Source organism: Bulleidia extructa W1219, from assembly GCF_000177375.1.
GTDB lineage: Bacteria > Bacillota_I > Bacilli_A > Erysipelotrichales > Erysipelotrichaceae > Bulleidia > Bulleidia extructa.
In genome coordinates, this window is record NZ_ADFR01000016.1 from 201308 (window position 1) to 217547 (window position 16240).

Genomic DNA, 16240 nt, shown 5'->3' on the forward strand with positions numbered 1-16240 from the left:
AAGCAGCGAATCATCGCTGCTTTCAATTATTGGTCACTTAATTCCACCATACTAAAGACATTATAGTCTTCTAACATTTTTCTTCCTTCCATACCGTTCCCATATAATTCAACGATAAAAGCGCAACCGGCTACCACGCCCCCTAATTCTTCCACCATTTCACAAGTGGCTTTCGCTGTACCACCGGTGGCTAATAAGTCATCCACGATTAAAACACGTTGACCCGGTTTAATGGCATCCTTGTGCATAAACACTTCATTAGATCCATATTCCAAAGAATACTCCTTAGAGATCGTTTCTCGAGGCAATTTACCAGGTTTACGCACAGGCACAAAACCCAAGCCCATTTGAACCGCTAATGGACAACCAAAGATAAATCCCCGACTTTCCGGCCCTACAATTATATCTGCTTTTACTTTTCTAGCATAAACTTCTAATTGGTTGGTCACTTCTTTAAAAGCTTCTCCATTTTGAATTAATGGCGTCACATCTCTAAATAAAATTCCCTTACTTGGAAAATTTGGAATAGCAGCGATATAATCAGCTAAATTTAATGCCATAATAATCTCCTTTTTTAAAACGCAATTGTATTATATCATTCTCACCATAAATCTTCGATAATCATTTGGATTTTCTCTTGATTTCGAAAAGAATTCATCGAAAGTGTCCCTATAAAGTTCGTTGCCTTTGAATCTGCTTGGATTCCTTTATTGGCATAAAGAACAGCTTCCACTTTTTCTCCATTCACTTCAAACTCATATTTTTGCATTGAAGGATAGTTTCTAAATACAATCTGACTTGGATGTTCAATCCAAACAAACGGATTTTTCCATTCACTTGGATACGGTTCCAGCTTCATAAGTGATTGAACCGCTTGAAAGCTAAAATCTTCAGTTTCTATCCATAAAGCTTCTTTGCCAACCTCTTGGTTAACTGCCAGTTGAATTTCTGCCACATAATTTTCAAATGCTGAAAAATTTTCTTCTAGAACACTCAAACCACAAGCTTGTTCATGACCACCAAAGGCTTCATAAAATTCAAAATCCTTTAACGCTTCAAATAAATTCACACCTGGGATGGATCGACCACTACCTTTGATCATATCTCCATCTGTTTTCGTCAACACCAAACAAGGACGGTTGATTTTATTGGTGATTCGACCGGCAATTAAACCACAAACCCCCTCTAATAAGTCCGGATCATATAAAACTTCAATGGCTTGATCTTGTACTTTTTCTTCCAACTCTTTAGCTTTAATTTGGGATACTTTTTTTCTTTCTTGATTAATATGATCAATTTGTTTGGCCATTTTTATTTGAGCTTCTTCATTTCTTGTTAATAAATACAACACCAATTGATTCACATTGGCTAAATGGCTCATTCTGCCCAAACTATTCAACTTTGGAATGATCGAAAACTGGATGGTTTGTACATTGATTTGGTTCCCTTTAGGCACCAACTTTTGTAAAGCAGGCATATAGCCTTCTTGTAAATATTGAACCGCTTTTTGAATCAAGGGACGGGTTTGTGCAAACGGAGGCATCACATCTCCCAACGCCGCCACTCCAGCCAACACAACCATTTCTTTCGCTTCCCCAATCAAGTAATAAGAAATCTGTAAAGCAACCCCGGCTCCGGAAAAATAGCGATATTCCTTTTCCATCAAATCAGGATGAACCAAAATATCCACAGGCACTGGTTCTTCTATTTGATGATGATCACTGACAATCACTTCTATCCCCAACTCTTTCGCTTTCTCAATCGCCGCAAAAGCTTTCACCCCATTATCAACCGTGATAATCAATGAATACCCTTTTTCTTTCGCCAATTCAACGGTATGGACTTGTAACCCATAGCCTTCCTTAACCCGATCGGGAATATAGTAACCGTTTAAAATGCCATATTGATCTAAGCTATATTTCATAATAGCCGTCGAGCAAACCCCATCACAATCATAATCGCCAGCGATCAATACCTTTTCTTTATTTTCCTTAGCTTTCTTTAAACGCTGAACTCCATTTAAAACACAAGCGGCCTTGGAATACATGATTTGCCTGGAAGACGATAAAACTTCATGAATCTTCTCCTTATCCTGACTAACCATGCTTAATAATTTTCCCACTAAATTGTCCACCGGATATGGATTTTGTTCAATGATCCTTTTATGCCACATCATCTTTCACCATATTTTTAAATTGACAACCCCGATCTTCAAAATTCTTAAATGAATCATAGGAGGAGGCCGCTGGGGATAATAAGACCATTTTCCCTCTTTCTGTGATTCTTTTAGCTAAACAAACCGCTTCTTTCAATGTTTCAACAAAATAGAAATTCTTTTCTCTCTTTCCCAATTCCGACAAGATTCTTCTGCCGGTCGCATACATGAAAATATAATGATGGTTTGGATGTTTTTGGATATAATCTTCCAATTCCTGATATCCAATTCCTCGATCCATACCACCAATCAAAACCGTCTGAACTAAAGGAAGGCTTTCCATCGCTTGTATGCACGATTGACCAATGGTTGAAATAGAGTCATTCACATAATGAATTCCTTGGTATATTCCCACATACTCTAAACGATGTTCTAAAGGTTCAAACGTTTCCAAACCCTTTTGAATGCCTTTTTCACTGATTCCTAGTTTCATGGCAATAGCGACCGCTATCGCCATATTTTGTTCATTATGATAACCAATCAATTTTGTCTTGGGAATGATCAATTGTCCCAATGGATTAAAGAAATACCCATCTTTCACAAAGACTTCTTTTTCAAGATACCAGGCTGTTTCCGGTTTTGGTAAAAAAGAAGGTAGATTCATCGGCACAATCGCTAAATCATTGTCTTGTTGATAACTATAAATATGAGATTTCGCCAAGCCATACTTTTCAAAGCTACCATAATGATCCAAATGTTCCTCATATAAGTTTAATAAAACCGCTATATATGGTGATACACGAGTATATTCCATTTGGTGACAAGACAATTCAAAGACGGCCAATGCGCCTTCCTCCATTGCCTCTATTTCCTCAAAACAAGGCTTCCCAATATTCCCCACTAAAACAACTTTTTTCTCTTGTTTCAATAAAGAATATACCAAAGAACTGGTAGTACTTTTCCCCTTGGTACCTGTAATACCAATCACTTGATTCCGATACATTTTAATAAACAATTCACTTTGAGAACTGATGGTTTCTAATTCTTGTTCTGCTTTTAATACGATGCCCGGTGCTTTTAAGATATAGTCAAAATCATGTAAACAAACTTCTTCAATCGTTTTTAAATCTGCTCCCGGATAACTTTTTTGGAAAGCTAAGGAATCTTTTCGATCGATCAAAATCAATCTTTGTTCAGGAAATAGACGATGTAAAAAACGATAGGAAGATTCCCCCTCTTTTCCAAGACCCCATATCGCTATTTTTTTATCTTTCAACAAAGTTTTCCAATTATCCAACATAGTGATTCTCCTTTCATCTATTGCTGACATCCAATCAAAGAAGTCGTAAAATCAAATGATCTTACGACTTTTTTATTATTTTTAAGCATTAATACCCGGAATCGTGTATTCATCCAAGTGTTCTTTTCGAATTTCTTTCTTTTTCTGATTCTTTTCTTTTGGTTTATAGTGCGTACGAAGGTAGTACCACAAAATCGGTGAAACAAAAATGGAAGAGAAAGTACCGGCTACCAATCCCACCAACATCGCGAAGATAAATGTAAAGATAGCCTGACTTCCCAAGAATAATAGAATAATAACCGGTACAATGGTTGTAAAAGAAGAATTTAAAGCTTCTTTAATCGTTGCATCAATCGCATCATTCACCACCACTTTATAGTCGATATTTTCCTTATTTTTACGAAGATTCATCTGTTCCCGAATGCGGTCAAATACAATAATCGAGTTATTGATGGAATAACCGATAATGGTCAATAGAACTGAAATCAACTCAATATTCACTTCTAAACGTAAAATACCAAAGACAGCCAACACAATCAAAACATCGTGAACCAAAGCTACAATACAAGATAAAGCATAATCCCATTCATAGCGTATCGTCACATAAGCCATCATCGCAATCCAGGCAACCATTGTTAAAATAAACGCATTCTGTACTAAGTCTTTACCAACCACCGGTGTCACCACATTATCTCCCGGTTCTTGACCATATACTTCCTTCAAGCTCTTCTTCACCTTTGATAATTCTTCTGTAGAAATAGCCTGTTTGGTGGTCGCATAGACGGTTTTATCTCCGGAAGCTTGGAACGAATAATTTTTTAAACCAATCTTTTCAAATTCCTTTTGCACATCCATGGTTGTGATCTTTTTATTGGACGTGATGGTTAATTTCGTACCAGCACTAAAATCAATCCCCAAATTCAAGAAACCAGTTCCCTTAAATTGATTGAAAATACCTAAACCTAAGAAAATGGCGATCGTCACGATAGCTGTACGAATTAAGTATTTTGCTTTATCAACATAGTTCACATGATGTGTGCCGGTATAAAATTGTTTCTCTCCTTTGGTCACATCTGGGATTTGGTTTGGTTTAACGGCAAACCATGTCGGATGTCCATCGCAAATACCGGACTTGATTAAAAGATCCAATAAAATCTTAGATAAACCAACATTTAAGATCAATGTCATAAAGACAGTAATTATCAACATCGTCGCAAAACCTTTGACTGTGCCAGATCCCCAAATGTACATGATTAACGCTGCAATCAAGGTTGTAAATTGAGCATCAAAGACAGCCGCAAAAGATAATTTTTGTCCTTCACGAACCGCTGATCGAATGGATTTTCCGGCATACATCTCCTGACGAATTCGTTCATAATTCACAATATTAGCATCCACCGTCATCCCAATACCAAGCACCAAAGCTCCAATACCTGACAACGTGAAAGTAGCCCCCATTAATGCATAGATACCAAAAACAGCCCAAACATAAGACACCAACATAATGGAAGCAACGATACCCGGCAAACGGTATACAGCTATCATAAATAACATAACAACGCCAACCCCGATCATGCCGGCAAAAGCTGTTTTACTAAGTGCATCTTGACCATACGCCGCCGAAACAACGTTTGAAGAAATTTCTGTCAATTTCACCGGTAAAGAACCGGAGTTGATTAAATTCGCTAAAGTACGAGCACTTTCTTCTGTAAAGTTTCCTTGAATGATCGAATCTCCTGATAAAGCTTGATTAACAGAAGCTGCCGAAACATATTTAGGTTCCTTTCCTTGTGCCTTTTTCTGTGATTCTACTTGGTAGGAATCTCCCTTACTATAGTCCAACCAAATGACCATAACATTTTGACCATTCTTTTTTGCGGCAATTTCTCGTGTAATTGCTCGGAATTTTGCAGTATCTTTAACTTTAAAAGAAACCACCGGTTCCCCGCTTTGATAAGCTAAAGAAGCGCCTCCCTCTTGCAAGATAGAAGAATCGGCTAATTCTTTGTCATTAACATCTCGGAAAGTTAGTTTTGCGGTTGTCCCAATCAACTTACGAGCCGTATTAAGATCTTTCGCGCCTGCTAATTGAACACGCACACGATTATTCCCTTCCACACTAATTTGAGGCTCATTTACCCCTAAGACATTAACACGCTTACTAATACTCTTGATCACCGATGGCATATCCACCGCTTTTCCTTTTTGAAGCGGCTCAATCTGATAAAGGATTTCAAAACCACCCTGTAAGTCAAGACCAAGGTTAATACGACGAATAATCGTCTGATAAGTTGTAGCGGCTAGCACAATCAAAAGAGTCACGATTAACCCGAATACTCCTAAGCTTTTATTTTTAATTTTTCTTCTTTTCTTTAGCATCTTATCCTCCAATCATTTCTGAAAAATCGGCAATAGGCATCTTTGCCCCCTCACGAATAGCTTGATTTGATAAAAAGCGAATGATATCACGTGATTCTATCTTCCAAATCGTATCTACCGCTTCTGTTAAACTATCATTTGTCCCGTTTTTCCAAATAAACAAAGTCAAATAGTCTTCTAAATCACTATAACTAAGAGTCGGAATTTGTGTTCTTTTCATCTGTTGTAATTTTAAAACCATCGCCATTTGAACTGATGGATGATTTACATCAAAGACATCTTTGTTCATTCTTCCTCCCCAGTTTGAAAATTATACCAAAAAAAAGAGCTCTATAATAGAGCTTTTAATGAATTAACAACCATAATCCCATCATAGCAAACATAAATTCCAACAACCAGAACAAATAAACCACTTGAACTTCCTTCAATCCCCAAATCTTAAAACTATAGTGAATGGGGGTATAAGGAAATACACGACGATGACATAATTTCACTGATCCAATTTGAATCATGACACTTAAGGCTTCCAATACCGGAATTCCGGCAATCAGAATAAAAGCCCATTCGGTATGTGTAATAAAGGCAATGGTTGCTAAAGATCCCCCTAAAGCCAAAGAGCCTGTATCTCCCATAAATACTTTTGCTGGCTTATGATTGAAAAACAGATAGCCAAATAAAGCTCCCATCATAGCGGCACAAAAGATAGCGATCACTGGTAACTGTTTTTGTACTGCATAGATAAAATAAGCCAGAAAGGCAATCAAACTAACTCCACCTGCCAGACCATCCATTCCATCAGTTAAATTGACCGCATTGGTAGAACCCATAAACATCAATAAAGTAATACTCAAAAAAAACAAATACCCTATCCATGAAGATCCCTTTAAATAATCCAATCCATTCAAACAAGAAAGAAGGAGGATCATGACTAAAGCCAACACCGCTTCAATAGCCAAGCGAGTCCTTGCTTTCAAACCGACATTATTTCTTTTCAAAACAATCGTCATATCATCCACAAATCCAATCATTCCAAAACCGATCACCCCTAGTATCAGCATCCATAATGTCAGGTCTTTTTTACCGACTGAAAAAACTAACGTAACCACAACGACCACCAGATTAAATAATAAGCCTCCCATAATCGGGGTTCCCGTTTTCTTTTCTAAGGCATATTCAGATTCCGTTTGTTGAATAGATACTTTCTTTAAATACTGAATGAATTTTGGCATCAAAACCAAAACCAATGCACTACTTAAGTAAAAAGCCATCGCAAATAAGATAGGCATCGTTATAGCCACGATCAGACAACCTAAGAGATAAATACCCATCTGAACATATATTTTCTTCATTCTATTCTTCTCCTTACGTTCCCAGCTGGACTTCTATCTTATCATTTTTATGCACCACTGTATTAGGCGGAATAGATTGTTTTAACACAACTCCATTTCCTTTGATTTCAAAGTTAAATCCCGTCGCCTGTTTCAACGATTCAATTTCTTTACGAGACCAACCCCTTAAATCCGGCAATTTAAACTGATTCTTATCCATCACTAAGAAAACTTTTTCAGAAGACCACACACGACGAGAAGCTAGTGGATACTGGCTAATCACCGATTGTCCTTTCCCTAACACAAATACATTTGTCTTAGTGGCTTCCAACTGATTCTTAGCATAACTTAAAGAATGATTCACTACATTTGGCATCTTGGATTGAACCAATTGCTTATCGCTATCCTTTTGATTAGTGGATTTGGTGGTTTTACCTCCAAAGCCATAAGTCATGGCGATCTTTCTTAAAAAAGCTTTTTGTGGTTCAACCGTTACATGAGCATTCAAATTATCAGGTCCTTTGAAAGCATAATAAACAAGTACTTTTGGATTTTCAGCCGGCATGGCACATATAAAAGATGAAATTGTCTTTCCCGTATTATAACTACCCTTTTCCGCCACTTCAGTTGTTCCTGTTTTACCCAGTAATTTCACATTTGGAATGCGATAGAACTTACCCGATCCATCTTTGTCATTTACCACTTTTGTCATTACCTTTTGAATCCGTTTGGCTGTCTCAGGCGTAATTGGTTGACCAACCACCGTCTTTTTGGCTTGATAAATCACCCTTGAAGCATCATAAGGATCTTTAATAGACTCTACAAAATAAGGCTTCACCAGCTTTCCATTTCCCGTTAAAGCCGTATAAGCTTGCATTAATTGAATCAAAGTCACTGTAGACCCTTGACCAAAAGATAAAGAAACCTTATCTCCTGGATAATTAAAATTTAGGCTTGTAGCTGCTTCCGGAAGACCGTCAGTATCGACATTTTGAAAGAAGCGAAAATTCTTTAAGTATTTCAAATAAGTATTCGGCGTTATATGTTCCGTTAGAATCGTTGCGGCAATTGTATTCAGTGAATGAACCAATCCGGAATCTAAACTTTGACTACCCCATTGATGACGACGAGCATTATAAATACAACCATAACTCTTACTTTCGCCCGTACGAACCGGATTGTTTTTCCGATCCGATGTATAGCACCATTTATTTCCCTCAGCCTTTTTTTCACCGTCATATTTACCTTCATTCATAGCGGCAGCCCAAGTAAACGACTTCATAGTAGAACCCGGCTCATACGGCATTTGCGTACCAAGATTTGAATACTCTTTAATATTTTCAAGCGTATTTGGATTAAAGGAATTCGATTGCCCCCATGCAATCACTCTACCGGTATCAATTTCCATTGCGGCTGCCCAAACGGATTCCGCCTTCATATTTTTAAGCGTTGCCCTCATGGACTCTTCTAAGGTATTTTGGATACCGGAATCCAAAGTCAAGGTCACATTATTTCCATTAACCGGCGGTTTGGATTCTTGTTTCATGCCCGGTAAAACATAGCCGTTTTTATCTCTTTGTTCAACAATAGAACCGTTTTTTCCGGTGAGATATTCATTCAAATACAATTCCAACCCCATTTTACCGATCGTATTACCTTTTTCATTACCTGTTGCATAGCCAATTAAATTCGACGCAAATTGACCATTTGGATACACCCGTTTAATCGAATCGGTAAATTCAATACCAGGAAGTTTCGCTTCTTCAATTTTTTCTTTCGTTGCCTTACTTAAATTTCGTCCCTTACTGCCTAATTCAGTTTGATATTTTTTCTGACTTAATTTTTTAATCAATTCTTTTTTGGGAATTCCTAAAATAGGACTTAAGACTTCTGCTGTCCGTTCTTTATCTTTGATATAAGCCGGTTTTCCATCACCTGTCAACCGCTTTTCGCTTAAGATACAAACAATATTATAAGTACGATTATCTTGTGCAATGACATTACCATTACGATCATAAATCACACCTCGAAGAGCTTGTTCTGTCTTGGTGACAACATTAGCTGTTTCAACATACGGTTTTAGATCTGTTTTGGAACGCATATGATATTGTCTAAGACTCACTTGGAAAACGGAATAAACTAAAAGAAAAAAACAAGAGCTGAAACCACTAAAATTTTTCCGCTTTCTGCTATCATTCTTTTTTTCGCCATAATTATTCTCCCACTTTGGTGTTAGGAGTTGGAACCGTTGTAATATTTCCTTGATTACGCTTCATCCCATTTTTACTGGCAATTTTATTGATACGATCAGCCACCAATAACTTTTGTGTTTCCACCGCAATAGCATTATTTTGCAGTTCCAAGGCAGCTGTTTCTGATTTCACTTTTTGCACTTGCGTTGCCAAAGCATTATTGACATTACTCAAGAACAAAGACGAGATTAAATATAGGATAAACATCACAACAGATATCATGACATATATTCCATCGAAATTTCTTTTTATTTTTCTGGTTTTTTTAACAAGACGTGCCATATTCCTTTGTCCTTTTCTCTATTACTCTTAATTTCGCGCTGTGTGCACGATGATTATTTTCCAACTCTGCTTCTTTCGCTAAAATCGGCTTTTTGTAAACCAATCGGAAATCGGCCTGTTGTATATCCTCAAATCGAATCGGAAGTCTTGGATCCGGCTTTTCAATTTCACAATGTTTTTTCAAAATGGTTTTAACCATCCGATCTTCAATAGAATGAAAACTGATTACCGCTAAACGACCTCCTTCTTTTAACAAGGAGCAAGCTTGATTCAATGCTTGTTCAAGCGTCCCCAATTCATCGTTTACTTCCATTCGAATCGCTTGGAACACTTGTTTAGCAGGATGCTTCTTTTTTCTTAATTCCTTAGCCGGTAAGCAAGATTTAACGATATTGACTAATTCAAAAGTTGTTTCAATCGGCTTTCTTTCACGAATCTCACAAATTTTATTGGCAATCATAGGAGCATATCTTTCTTCAGAATATTTCAAAAAAATGTCCTTTAGTTCTTTTGCACTATAATGATTAACCACTTGGTAAGCATCTAAATCTTGGCTTTGATCCATTCGCATATCCAAACGAGCCTCAAAACGATAACTAAAGCCCCGATCCCCTTGATCAAATTGTGGAGAACTGACTCCCAGATCAAATAAAATACCATCTACTTTCTCGACTCCTAACGATTGAAGTTTTTCCATCATTTTTGAAAAATCCGCATGAATCAGTGTCACTTTTTCAGCATAGGATTTTAGCTTTAGAGAACACTCTTCGATCGCTTGTTGATCCTTATCAAAGGAATATAGATGACCCGTTGTCAACTTCTTTAAAATTTCCACACTATGTCCAGCCCGACCCAAGGTCGCATCCACATAAATACCTTCCGGCAAAATTTTTAAAGCCTCTAAACTCTCCTCTAATAAGACCGAAATATGCTCACTCATAACAGCATCTCCGTCAAATCTTCCGCAAAGTTTTCGAAATTGTCACCACCAATTTGGCTATATTCGTCATATTTCTTTTCTGGCCATATTTCAAAGTGATTCGAAGCCCCAACAACCACACAAGCTTTTTCAAAGCCTTCATCCCGCAACTGAAATTGAGGAAGAAGGATGCGACCTTGGCTATCCAAAGCACATTCATCCGCTTTTCCTGTGATACGGCGAACAAACGCCCTAACTTTCGCATTGGTGATTGGTAACCCGTTCAATTTTTCAACCAACGCTTCCCATTCTTCTTGTGCAAAAGCAGCCAAGCAACCATCCAACCATTCCGTCACATAAATCTTAGGGGTTAATTGATCACGGTATTTCGCAGGAATCATCAAACGATTTTTAGCATCCAAATGATGGCGATATTCACCAGTAAATAATCTCATTTCACAATCCTTCCCACTTCTTACCACTTTCTACCACAATATTAACAAAATTCTTATTTTTTTCAAGTGTTTCAAGAGCTTTATCCAAAAAACATAAAAAAAGAAGAAAAGATTTTCTCTTCTCTTCCCTTACACAAAAAATAAAAAAGACTTTTCCAAAAGGATCAGTCTTAAGCGTTCACTGCAGAACTTTCTTTCCCTGTACCACCACAACTTGGACAGGCATGGTGAGGAAGCTTGTAAGCGCCACAATTAGGGCACTTCACGAATGTGGCAGCGGCTAATTTGTAGTGCGTTCTTCTCTTGTTCTTGCGAGTCTTTGAATTTCTTCTTTGTTGAACAGCCATCTTATTGCACCTCCTAATCTTGTTCTTTAAACTCTTTCAGCTTAGCCAAACGAGGATCTATTTCCTCCGATTGACTTTTCTGGTAGGCAGCTTCACTATAGACTTTCCAGCCATCCCCTTCAGGATACTCGTCATCGGCTGCTTGTGTTACTTGTAGGGGAACCTCTAATTGAATTGCATCTAAAATCGCTTGCCGTAGATCGACGACATCATTTTCAACCAGGCGAACACCATCTTCTTCACTTGGAACGAAGCTATACACTTCATCGCTTTCCGTTCGGAATGGTAAGCGAAGAGGCTCGTTCGTAATGGAATCGGGAAGAATCATATCCCCCTCCAAATCCAAATGAACTAAAACTTCCGTTTCTTCTCCATTCAGATACCCATCTGCGACCAAATGAACATTCTCAAGCGCTAAAATCTCCGACATTCGATCAAAATCAGATTGTAAAAATCCTAGATCTTGATCCACATGAAAGTTATCATTTTGCAATAATTGCGCCCTCGTCCACTTCACTTCGTTCTCCTTACCTAATAACGCCTAATCATTATACCAGAGGAAAGCCTAAAGTCAATCAACCACGGTCTTCAAATAAGCTCCCACTCTTTTATATACCTTTTCATATCCTTCTTCATGGAGGATATCATGTTTCATATGACTAAATAAAGCACTTTGAATCTTTGTATAACCCACCAATCGTAAGCGATAAATCGTATCCTGAAAACCCTTTAAATATCCAATAACCGGATCATCTTCTCCCCCGATCAACAAAATAGATAAATCAGGATTATGACAAGCATACTCCCTGACATCACTCATCTGAATATTTAGTGCCAACAAATCATAGTATCCCTGAATTGTCCAAAGTGGAATTAAATAAGGGTCTTTTCTGGCTTCTGCTAAAAATTTTGAATTATAAGCAACCCAACTTTCCCCTTTTTTCTGACCTACCTGAAATCCTCCGGTCACGACTTTATCCATTAATTTAGATTTTCCTTTTGGCCCTTTTTGAATTTCTAAAATCTTCGCTAATGTCATCCCCATATAAGCGCTTGGATTATACATAGCCGGTCCTTGTAAAACCAAAGCTTCAATCAAGTGATCGTATTCTTGAATAAAAGCCCGGGCAATCATAGAACCGAAAGAATGGCCATACACAACCACAGGTATTCCAGGATAGCTATGTTTGATTCGCTCCACCACTGTTTTCAATTGTTCCACCAGATTCTTCCAACCATCTTTTTCTCCAAAGTAGCCCCTATCTTCCTTAGCCACACTTGGTCCATGTCCCAGCAAAGAATAACGTACGACCAGATAGCCTTGTTGACTTAAATAGTTCGCAAAATCAGTATAGCGAAAAAGATGTTCCTGCATACCGTGTACGATGATCACTATTGCTTTTACTTTTCCGATTGGCTTTTCAATCAAAAGGTCTCTTATTTCCATTGTTCAAACCTCTCTTTTCCTGTTATTCTAACATAAGTATAAGGAGGAATCGGATGAAAACCTGCGGAATTGTTGTTGAATATAATCCCTTTCACTTTGGTCATCTGTACCAAATTCAAAAAATCAGACAAGATCTACAAGTAGAGGCAATCATCGTGGTCATGTCGGGTAACTTTGTCCAACGGGGAGAACCGGCCATCATTGATAAATGGGCACGTACAGAGGCCGTTTTAAAACAAGGAGTGGACGTGGTGATTGAATTACCCTATATCTATGCCACCCAAAGTGCTTCCCAATTCGCTAAGGCAGCGATTGAAATTCTTAAATTAGCCCAAGTAAACTATATCTGTTTCGGAAGTGAATGTGGAAATTTAGAAAATCTAATGGAAATTGCAGAAACTTCAATCAATCCGGATCATTTACGAGAAGCCATGCGTGAGGGTTCCTCCTATCCAAAAGCCTATTCTTTATTAACTGGTGCGATGTTACCAAACGACATTTTAGCTGTCAGTTATTTAAAAGCCCTAAAAGGCTCTTCCATTCAGCCATATTTGATTCAACGCCAAGGAGAATCTTACCATAGCCTGGAAAACAAAGAATTGGCTTCCGCTAAAGGAATTCGTTATGCTCTGTTCCATCATCAAGACGTTACCGAAGCCACTCCCCTCTCCTTTAAATCAAATCAATTACATCATTGGAATGACTACTACCCTTTCCTTCGTTTTCAGCTTCTATCAAGCACCAGGGAAGAATTACAATCCTTTTTCTTAGTTCAAGAAGGTATTGAGAAACATTTGATTCATTGTGCAAAAGCTTGTGAAAATTTTGAAGAGTTCATTAATATGGCTGTCAATTATCGTTACACTCAAGCTCGCATTCAAAGAACTTGTTTACAAATCTTAAATCACATCAAAAAAGAAGAGGTTCAATTACTAAAACCACTTCATCAATTTCGGATTCTAGGTTTCAACACCATTGGTCAAACATGGTTAAAAGAAAATAAACACCTTCCCGCTATCGTGAAATTTTCAAAATTAACGGAGCATCTTCGCCAAATGGAACTACGAACCACCTATAGTTATGCTTTAGTTCATCACGAACAAGATCTCATCCAACGAGAAGTGAAAGGCCCTATTATTCATTTTGAAAAGAAAACCGAATCATTCCATTCCGATTCATTTGGAAACACCCTATGAAATAATTTTTTCATCTCTTTGGCGTATTTAGTCGCGGCCGGAATACGTAATCTTTTATAATAATCAGAAAGAATTTCAGAATGATTTTTTAAAATATCAAATTCTATTAGATATTGAGCAATACTAGATCGAACATATTTGCCCACCATGATAATAGATGATTTGTCTTCTTCATCAATTTCCTCCCCTTCAGGAAATTCACCATCCGGATAGTCTTCAGACGTATGACGACTATATTCCCAAAATTGTTGGATCCAACGAATGATATCATGACGATTTTCTTCCATTATTTTTTGATAAAACTCAATTATTTCTTTTTCTGACTGTAATTGGCAATGAAATCCCTCTAACAAATACTGCCGTTGTTTCAACCGATCTTTCAAACACAATAGTTCCATAGTATATTGTTTTTCTTCAAAATGATCTCTCCCTAATTTTTGAATAAAGCTTAGGTATAGATCACTTTCCAAAAAGTTCTGAATTGTTTTCATCATTTCTCTATAATCTTCCATTTTAACTATCTGTTGATATTCAAAAATGAACTAAAAAATCTATATCATCTTAAGATGATATAGACCATCATTCACCCTTCACCAAAACATTAGAATAAACTTTATCCACATCATCCACTTCATTCAACATATCCATTAACTTATGATAAGCGTCAATATCTTCTTGTTCCGTTAAAATGACATATTCATTTGGAATCCAAGTGGCTTCACAAGTCTCAAATTCAAGATTTGAAAACTTTTCTTCGAAGACCTCATGTGCCTTACCGAAGTCTGTGAAAGAAGTCTTGACTGTCATCATACCATCTTCCACATTTATATCCAAAACATCCACATCGCCTTCCATCATGGCATCCAACATCGCTTCTTCGTCTTCAAACGGGAATACAAATAAACCCACGCTTTCATACGTATAAGAGGCACTTCCGGCATTAACCATCTTGAATCCCTTACACTTGTTGAAACAAGTCTTAACATCGGTGATTGAACGATTGGTATTATCCGTCAAGCAATCCACAATGACGGTTGAACCGGCAGGACCAAAACCCTCATAACGAGCTTCTGAATAATTATCCGCATCGCCACCCTTTGCTTTTTCAACAGCCCGCTTGATCACATCTGCCGGAACTTGATTGCTTTTAGCTTCTGCAATCTTTCTCTTTAAATTCAGGTTCATTTCAGGATCAGGGACACCGGATTTCGCCGCAATAAAAATTTCCTTTCCAAAACGTGAATATAATTTTGATTTCATGGCAGCTGTCTTTGCCATTGAAGCAGCTCGAACTTCATGTGCTCTTCCCATTGAATATACCTTCTTTCTTTTTGTAAACGCAGATATTGTACCAAAAATCATCCTTTCTGTATAGAAAAAAAGCTTATGTTAGAATAAAGTCATGTCAACTTATGTGATGAGTGATCTACATGGATGCTATGATGAATTCCTAGAAATGTTAGAAAAAATTCAATTTAATGAATATGACCATTTGTATATTGATGGAGATATTTGTGATCGAGGTCCCAAATCCATCTCTTTATTGCAATACATTATGGCACAAAAAAACATGACCGCCATTTTAGGGAATCATGATGTTTGGTTAAGGGATTTTGCGGATTATCTGATTGATCTAAAAAATAATCGCCAATGTGAACCCGCTTGTTTAGAACTTCGTTTATGGATGGAGTCCAATGGTGGTGCAAGCACTATTGATCAATTTTTAGGTCTATCCAATCCGGAATGTTACGATATTAAAACATACTTAGAATCCCTACTGCCCTATCATACCCTGACCGTTCGTAATCATCACTATTCCATCGTTCATGCCGGTTTAGGAAGCGATATTCGAGATTATCACTTAATTCCTGCCATCTCTGAAAACGATTTAATTTGGGGTGATGGTGGGTTAGCTTCTAATTCTCTTCGCAATAGCACTTTGATTGTAGGGCATGTACCAACTTTCATTTATGGCAAACAATATGAAAATCATATTATTCATGAAACAACCAGTGATACTTTTCATATTGATGGTGGTTGTGTCTTTGGAAAAAGTTTGCTTTGTTTAAGATTAGAAGATCAAAAAGAATTTGTGATTCCATCCAATAGTTAAATACCCCCATCCACAATCGAACACAAAAAAGAGCGGTACACATCAAATGTACTGCTCTTTTACTTTT

17 protein-coding genes are annotated in these 16240 nt (G+C 37.4%); 2 read left to right on the forward strand and 15 right to left on the reverse strand.

Going from position 1 to position 16240, the window contains the following annotated elements; genetic code table 11:
- Window positions 1-26 precede the first annotated feature (26 nt).
- The 13 genes from HMPREF9013_RS07040 to HMPREF9013_RS07100 form a co-directional block, all read right to left on the reverse strand.
- Window positions 27-560, reverse strand: coding sequence for an adenine phosphoribosyltransferase (locus HMPREF9013_RS07040; protein WP_006627699.1), 534 nt, complete (start codon window positions 558-560; stop codon window positions 27-29).
- A 41-nt stretch (window positions 561-601) separates the two neighbouring features.
- Complete coding sequence (locus tag HMPREF9013_RS07045; protein WP_006627700.1) at window positions 602-2173, reverse strand: DHH family phosphoesterase; 1572 nt, start codon at window positions 2171-2173, stop codon at window positions 602-604.
- The gene (gene murD / locus HMPREF9013_RS07050) at window positions 2163-3455 is read right to left on the reverse strand and encodes a UDP-N-acetylmuramoyl-L-alanine--D-glutamate ligase (protein WP_006627701.1); all 1293 of its coding nucleotides are present in this window, start codon (window positions 3453-3455) and stop codon (window positions 2163-2165) included. The genes HMPREF9013_RS07045 and murD overlap by 11 nt, the downstream gene beginning before the upstream one ends.
- A gap of 81 nt (window positions 3456-3536) precedes the next feature.
- On the reverse strand, window positions 3537-5834 hold the full coding sequence (locus HMPREF9013_RS07055; RefSeq protein WP_006627702.1) for a protein translocase subunit SecDF: 2298 nt from the start codon (window positions 5832-5834) through the stop codon (window positions 3537-3539).
- Between the two features lies 1 nt (window position 5835).
- On the reverse strand, window positions 5836-6123 hold the full coding sequence (locus HMPREF9013_RS07060) for a post-transcriptional regulator (protein WP_006627703.1): 288 nt from the start codon (window positions 6121-6123) through the stop codon (window positions 5836-5838).
- Window positions 6124-6178: 55 nt separating this feature from the next.
- Window positions 6179-7183 (reverse strand): phospho-N-acetylmuramoyl-pentapeptide-transferase, encoded by a 1005-nt coding sequence (mraY, locus tag HMPREF9013_RS07065; protein ID WP_006627704.1) that lies wholly within the window; start codon window positions 7181-7183, stop codon window positions 6179-6181.
- A 13-nt stretch (window positions 7184-7196) separates the two neighbouring features.
- Window positions 7197-9263 (reverse strand): penicillin-binding transpeptidase domain-containing protein, encoded by a 2067-nt coding sequence (locus HMPREF9013_RS07070; RefSeq protein ID WP_156780662.1) that lies wholly within the window; start codon window positions 9261-9263, stop codon window positions 7197-7199.
- 112 nt (window positions 9264-9375) lie between these two features.
- Entirely contained in the window at window positions 9376-9696 is a 321-nt protein-coding gene (locus HMPREF9013_RS07075) for a hypothetical protein (RefSeq protein ID WP_040333735.1), read from the reverse strand.
- On the reverse strand, window positions 9680-10636 hold the full coding sequence (rsmH, locus tag HMPREF9013_RS07080; RefSeq protein WP_006627707.1) for a 16S rRNA (cytosine(1402)-N(4))-methyltransferase RsmH: 957 nt from the start codon (window positions 10634-10636) through the stop codon (window positions 9680-9682). Before rsmH ends, HMPREF9013_RS07075 begins: the two co-directional genes overlap by 17 nt.
- Window positions 10633-11070 (reverse strand): division/cell wall cluster transcriptional repressor MraZ, encoded by a 438-nt coding sequence (gene mraZ / locus HMPREF9013_RS07085; RefSeq protein ID WP_006627708.1) that lies wholly within the window; start codon window positions 11068-11070, stop codon window positions 10633-10635. Before mraZ ends, rsmH begins: the two co-directional genes overlap by 4 nt.
- 170 nt (window positions 11071-11240) lie before the next feature.
- A complete protein-coding gene (gene rpmF, locus HMPREF9013_RS07090; protein ID WP_006627709.1) occupies window positions 11241-11417 on the reverse strand; it encodes a 50S ribosomal protein L32 in 177 nt (58 codons plus the stop codon).
- 13 nt (window positions 11418-11430) lie between these two features.
- Window positions 11431-11934: a YceD family protein gene (locus tag HMPREF9013_RS07095; protein ID WP_006627710.1), complete on the reverse strand. Its 504-nt coding sequence runs from the start codon at window positions 11932-11934 to the stop codon at window positions 11431-11433.
- A gap of 54 nt (window positions 11935-11988) precedes the next feature.
- Window positions 11989-12864, reverse strand: a complete 876-nt coding sequence (locus HMPREF9013_RS07100) for an alpha/beta fold hydrolase (protein WP_006627711.1) — start codon at window positions 12862-12864, stop codon at window positions 11989-11991.
- A 53-nt stretch (window positions 12865-12917) separates the two neighbouring features.
- On the opposite strand from HMPREF9013_RS07100, the gene HMPREF9013_RS07105 reads away from it, so the two are divergent.
- Complete coding sequence (locus HMPREF9013_RS07105) at window positions 12918-14060, forward strand: tRNA(Met) cytidine acetate ligase (RefSeq protein ID WP_006627712.1); 1143 nt, start codon at window positions 12918-12920, stop codon at window positions 14058-14060.
- Here the strand turns inward: HMPREF9013_RS07105 and HMPREF9013_RS07110 are convergent.
- Complete coding sequence (locus HMPREF9013_RS07110; protein ID WP_198002146.1) at window positions 14003-14554, reverse strand: hypothetical protein; 552 nt, start codon at window positions 14552-14554, stop codon at window positions 14003-14005. The two genes, HMPREF9013_RS07105 and HMPREF9013_RS07110, sit on opposite strands and share 58 nt — an antisense overlap.
- Window positions 14555-14639: 85 nt before the next feature.
- Window positions 14640-15371 carry a YebC/PmpR family DNA-binding transcriptional regulator gene (locus tag HMPREF9013_RS07115; protein ID WP_006627713.1) on the reverse strand — a complete coding sequence of 244 codons (732 nt, stop codon included), beginning with the start codon at window positions 15369-15371 and terminating at the stop codon, window positions 14640-14642.
- A gap of 91 nt (window positions 15372-15462) precedes the next feature.
- On the opposite strand from HMPREF9013_RS07115, the gene HMPREF9013_RS07120 reads away from it, so the two are divergent.
- Complete coding sequence (locus HMPREF9013_RS07120; protein WP_006627714.1) at window positions 15463-16173, forward strand: fructose-bisphosphatase class III; 711 nt, start codon at window positions 15463-15465, stop codon at window positions 16171-16173.
- Window positions 16174-16240: the final 67 nt, after the last annotated feature.

Bases quoted from the DNA above. Each gene is read 5' to 3' on its own strand.
- HMPREF9013_RS07055 (WP_006627702.1), bottom strand. From the start codon at position 5,834: ATGCTAAAGAAAAGAAGAAAAATTAAAAATAAAAGCTTAGGAGTATTC.
- HMPREF9013_RS07100 (WP_006627711.1), bottom strand. From the start codon at position 12,864: ATGGAAATAAGAGACCTTTTGATTGAAAAGCCAATCGGAAAAGTAAAA.
- HMPREF9013_RS07070 (WP_156780662.1), bottom strand. From the start codon at position 9,263: ATGCGTTCCAAAACAGATCTAAAACCGTATGTTGAAACAGCTAATGTT.
- HMPREF9013_RS07105 (WP_006627712.1), top strand. From the start codon at position 12,918: ATGAAAACCTGCGGAATTGTTGTTGAATATAATCCCTTTCACTTTGGT.
- murD (WP_006627701.1), bottom strand. From the start codon at position 3,455: ATGTTGGATAATTGGAAAACTTTGTTGAAAGATAAAAAAATAGCGATA.
- mraZ (WP_006627708.1), bottom strand. From the start codon at position 11,070: ATGAGATTATTTACTGGTGAATATCGCCATCATTTGGATGCTAAAAAT.
- HMPREF9013_RS07045 (WP_006627700.1), bottom strand. From the start codon at position 2,173: ATGTGGCATAAAAGGATCATTGAACAAAATCCATATCCGGTGGACAAT.
- HMPREF9013_RS07115 (WP_006627713.1), bottom strand. From the start codon at position 15,371: ATGGGAAGAGCACATGAAGTTCGAGCTGCTTCAATGGCAAAGACAGCT.
- HMPREF9013_RS07110 (WP_198002146.1), bottom strand. From the start codon at position 14,554: ATGATGAAAACAATTCAGAACTTTTTGGAAAGTGATCTATACCTAAGC.
- HMPREF9013_RS07075 (WP_040333735.1), bottom strand. From the start codon at position 9,696: ATGGCACGTCTTGTTAAAAAAACCAGAAAAATAAAAAGAAATTTCGAT.
- rsmH (WP_006627707.1), bottom strand. From the start codon at position 10,636: ATGAGTGAGCATATTTCGGTCTTATTAGAGGAGAGTTTAGAGGCTTTA.
- rpmF (WP_006627709.1), bottom strand. From the start codon at position 11,417: ATGGCTGTTCAACAAAGAAGAAATTCAAAGACTCGCAAGAACAAGAGA.
- mraY (WP_006627704.1), bottom strand. From the start codon at position 7,183: ATGAAGAAAATATATGTTCAGATGGGTATTTATCTCTTAGGTTGTCTG.
- HMPREF9013_RS07040 (WP_006627699.1), bottom strand. From the start codon at position 560: ATGGCATTAAATTTAGCTGATTATATCGCTGCTATTCCAAATTTTCCA.
- HMPREF9013_RS07060 (WP_006627703.1), bottom strand. From the start codon at position 6,123: ATGAACAAAGATGTCTTTGATGTAAATCATCCATCAGTTCAAATGGCG.
- HMPREF9013_RS07120 (WP_006627714.1), top strand. From the start codon at position 15,463: ATGTCAACTTATGTGATGAGTGATCTACATGGATGCTATGATGAATTC.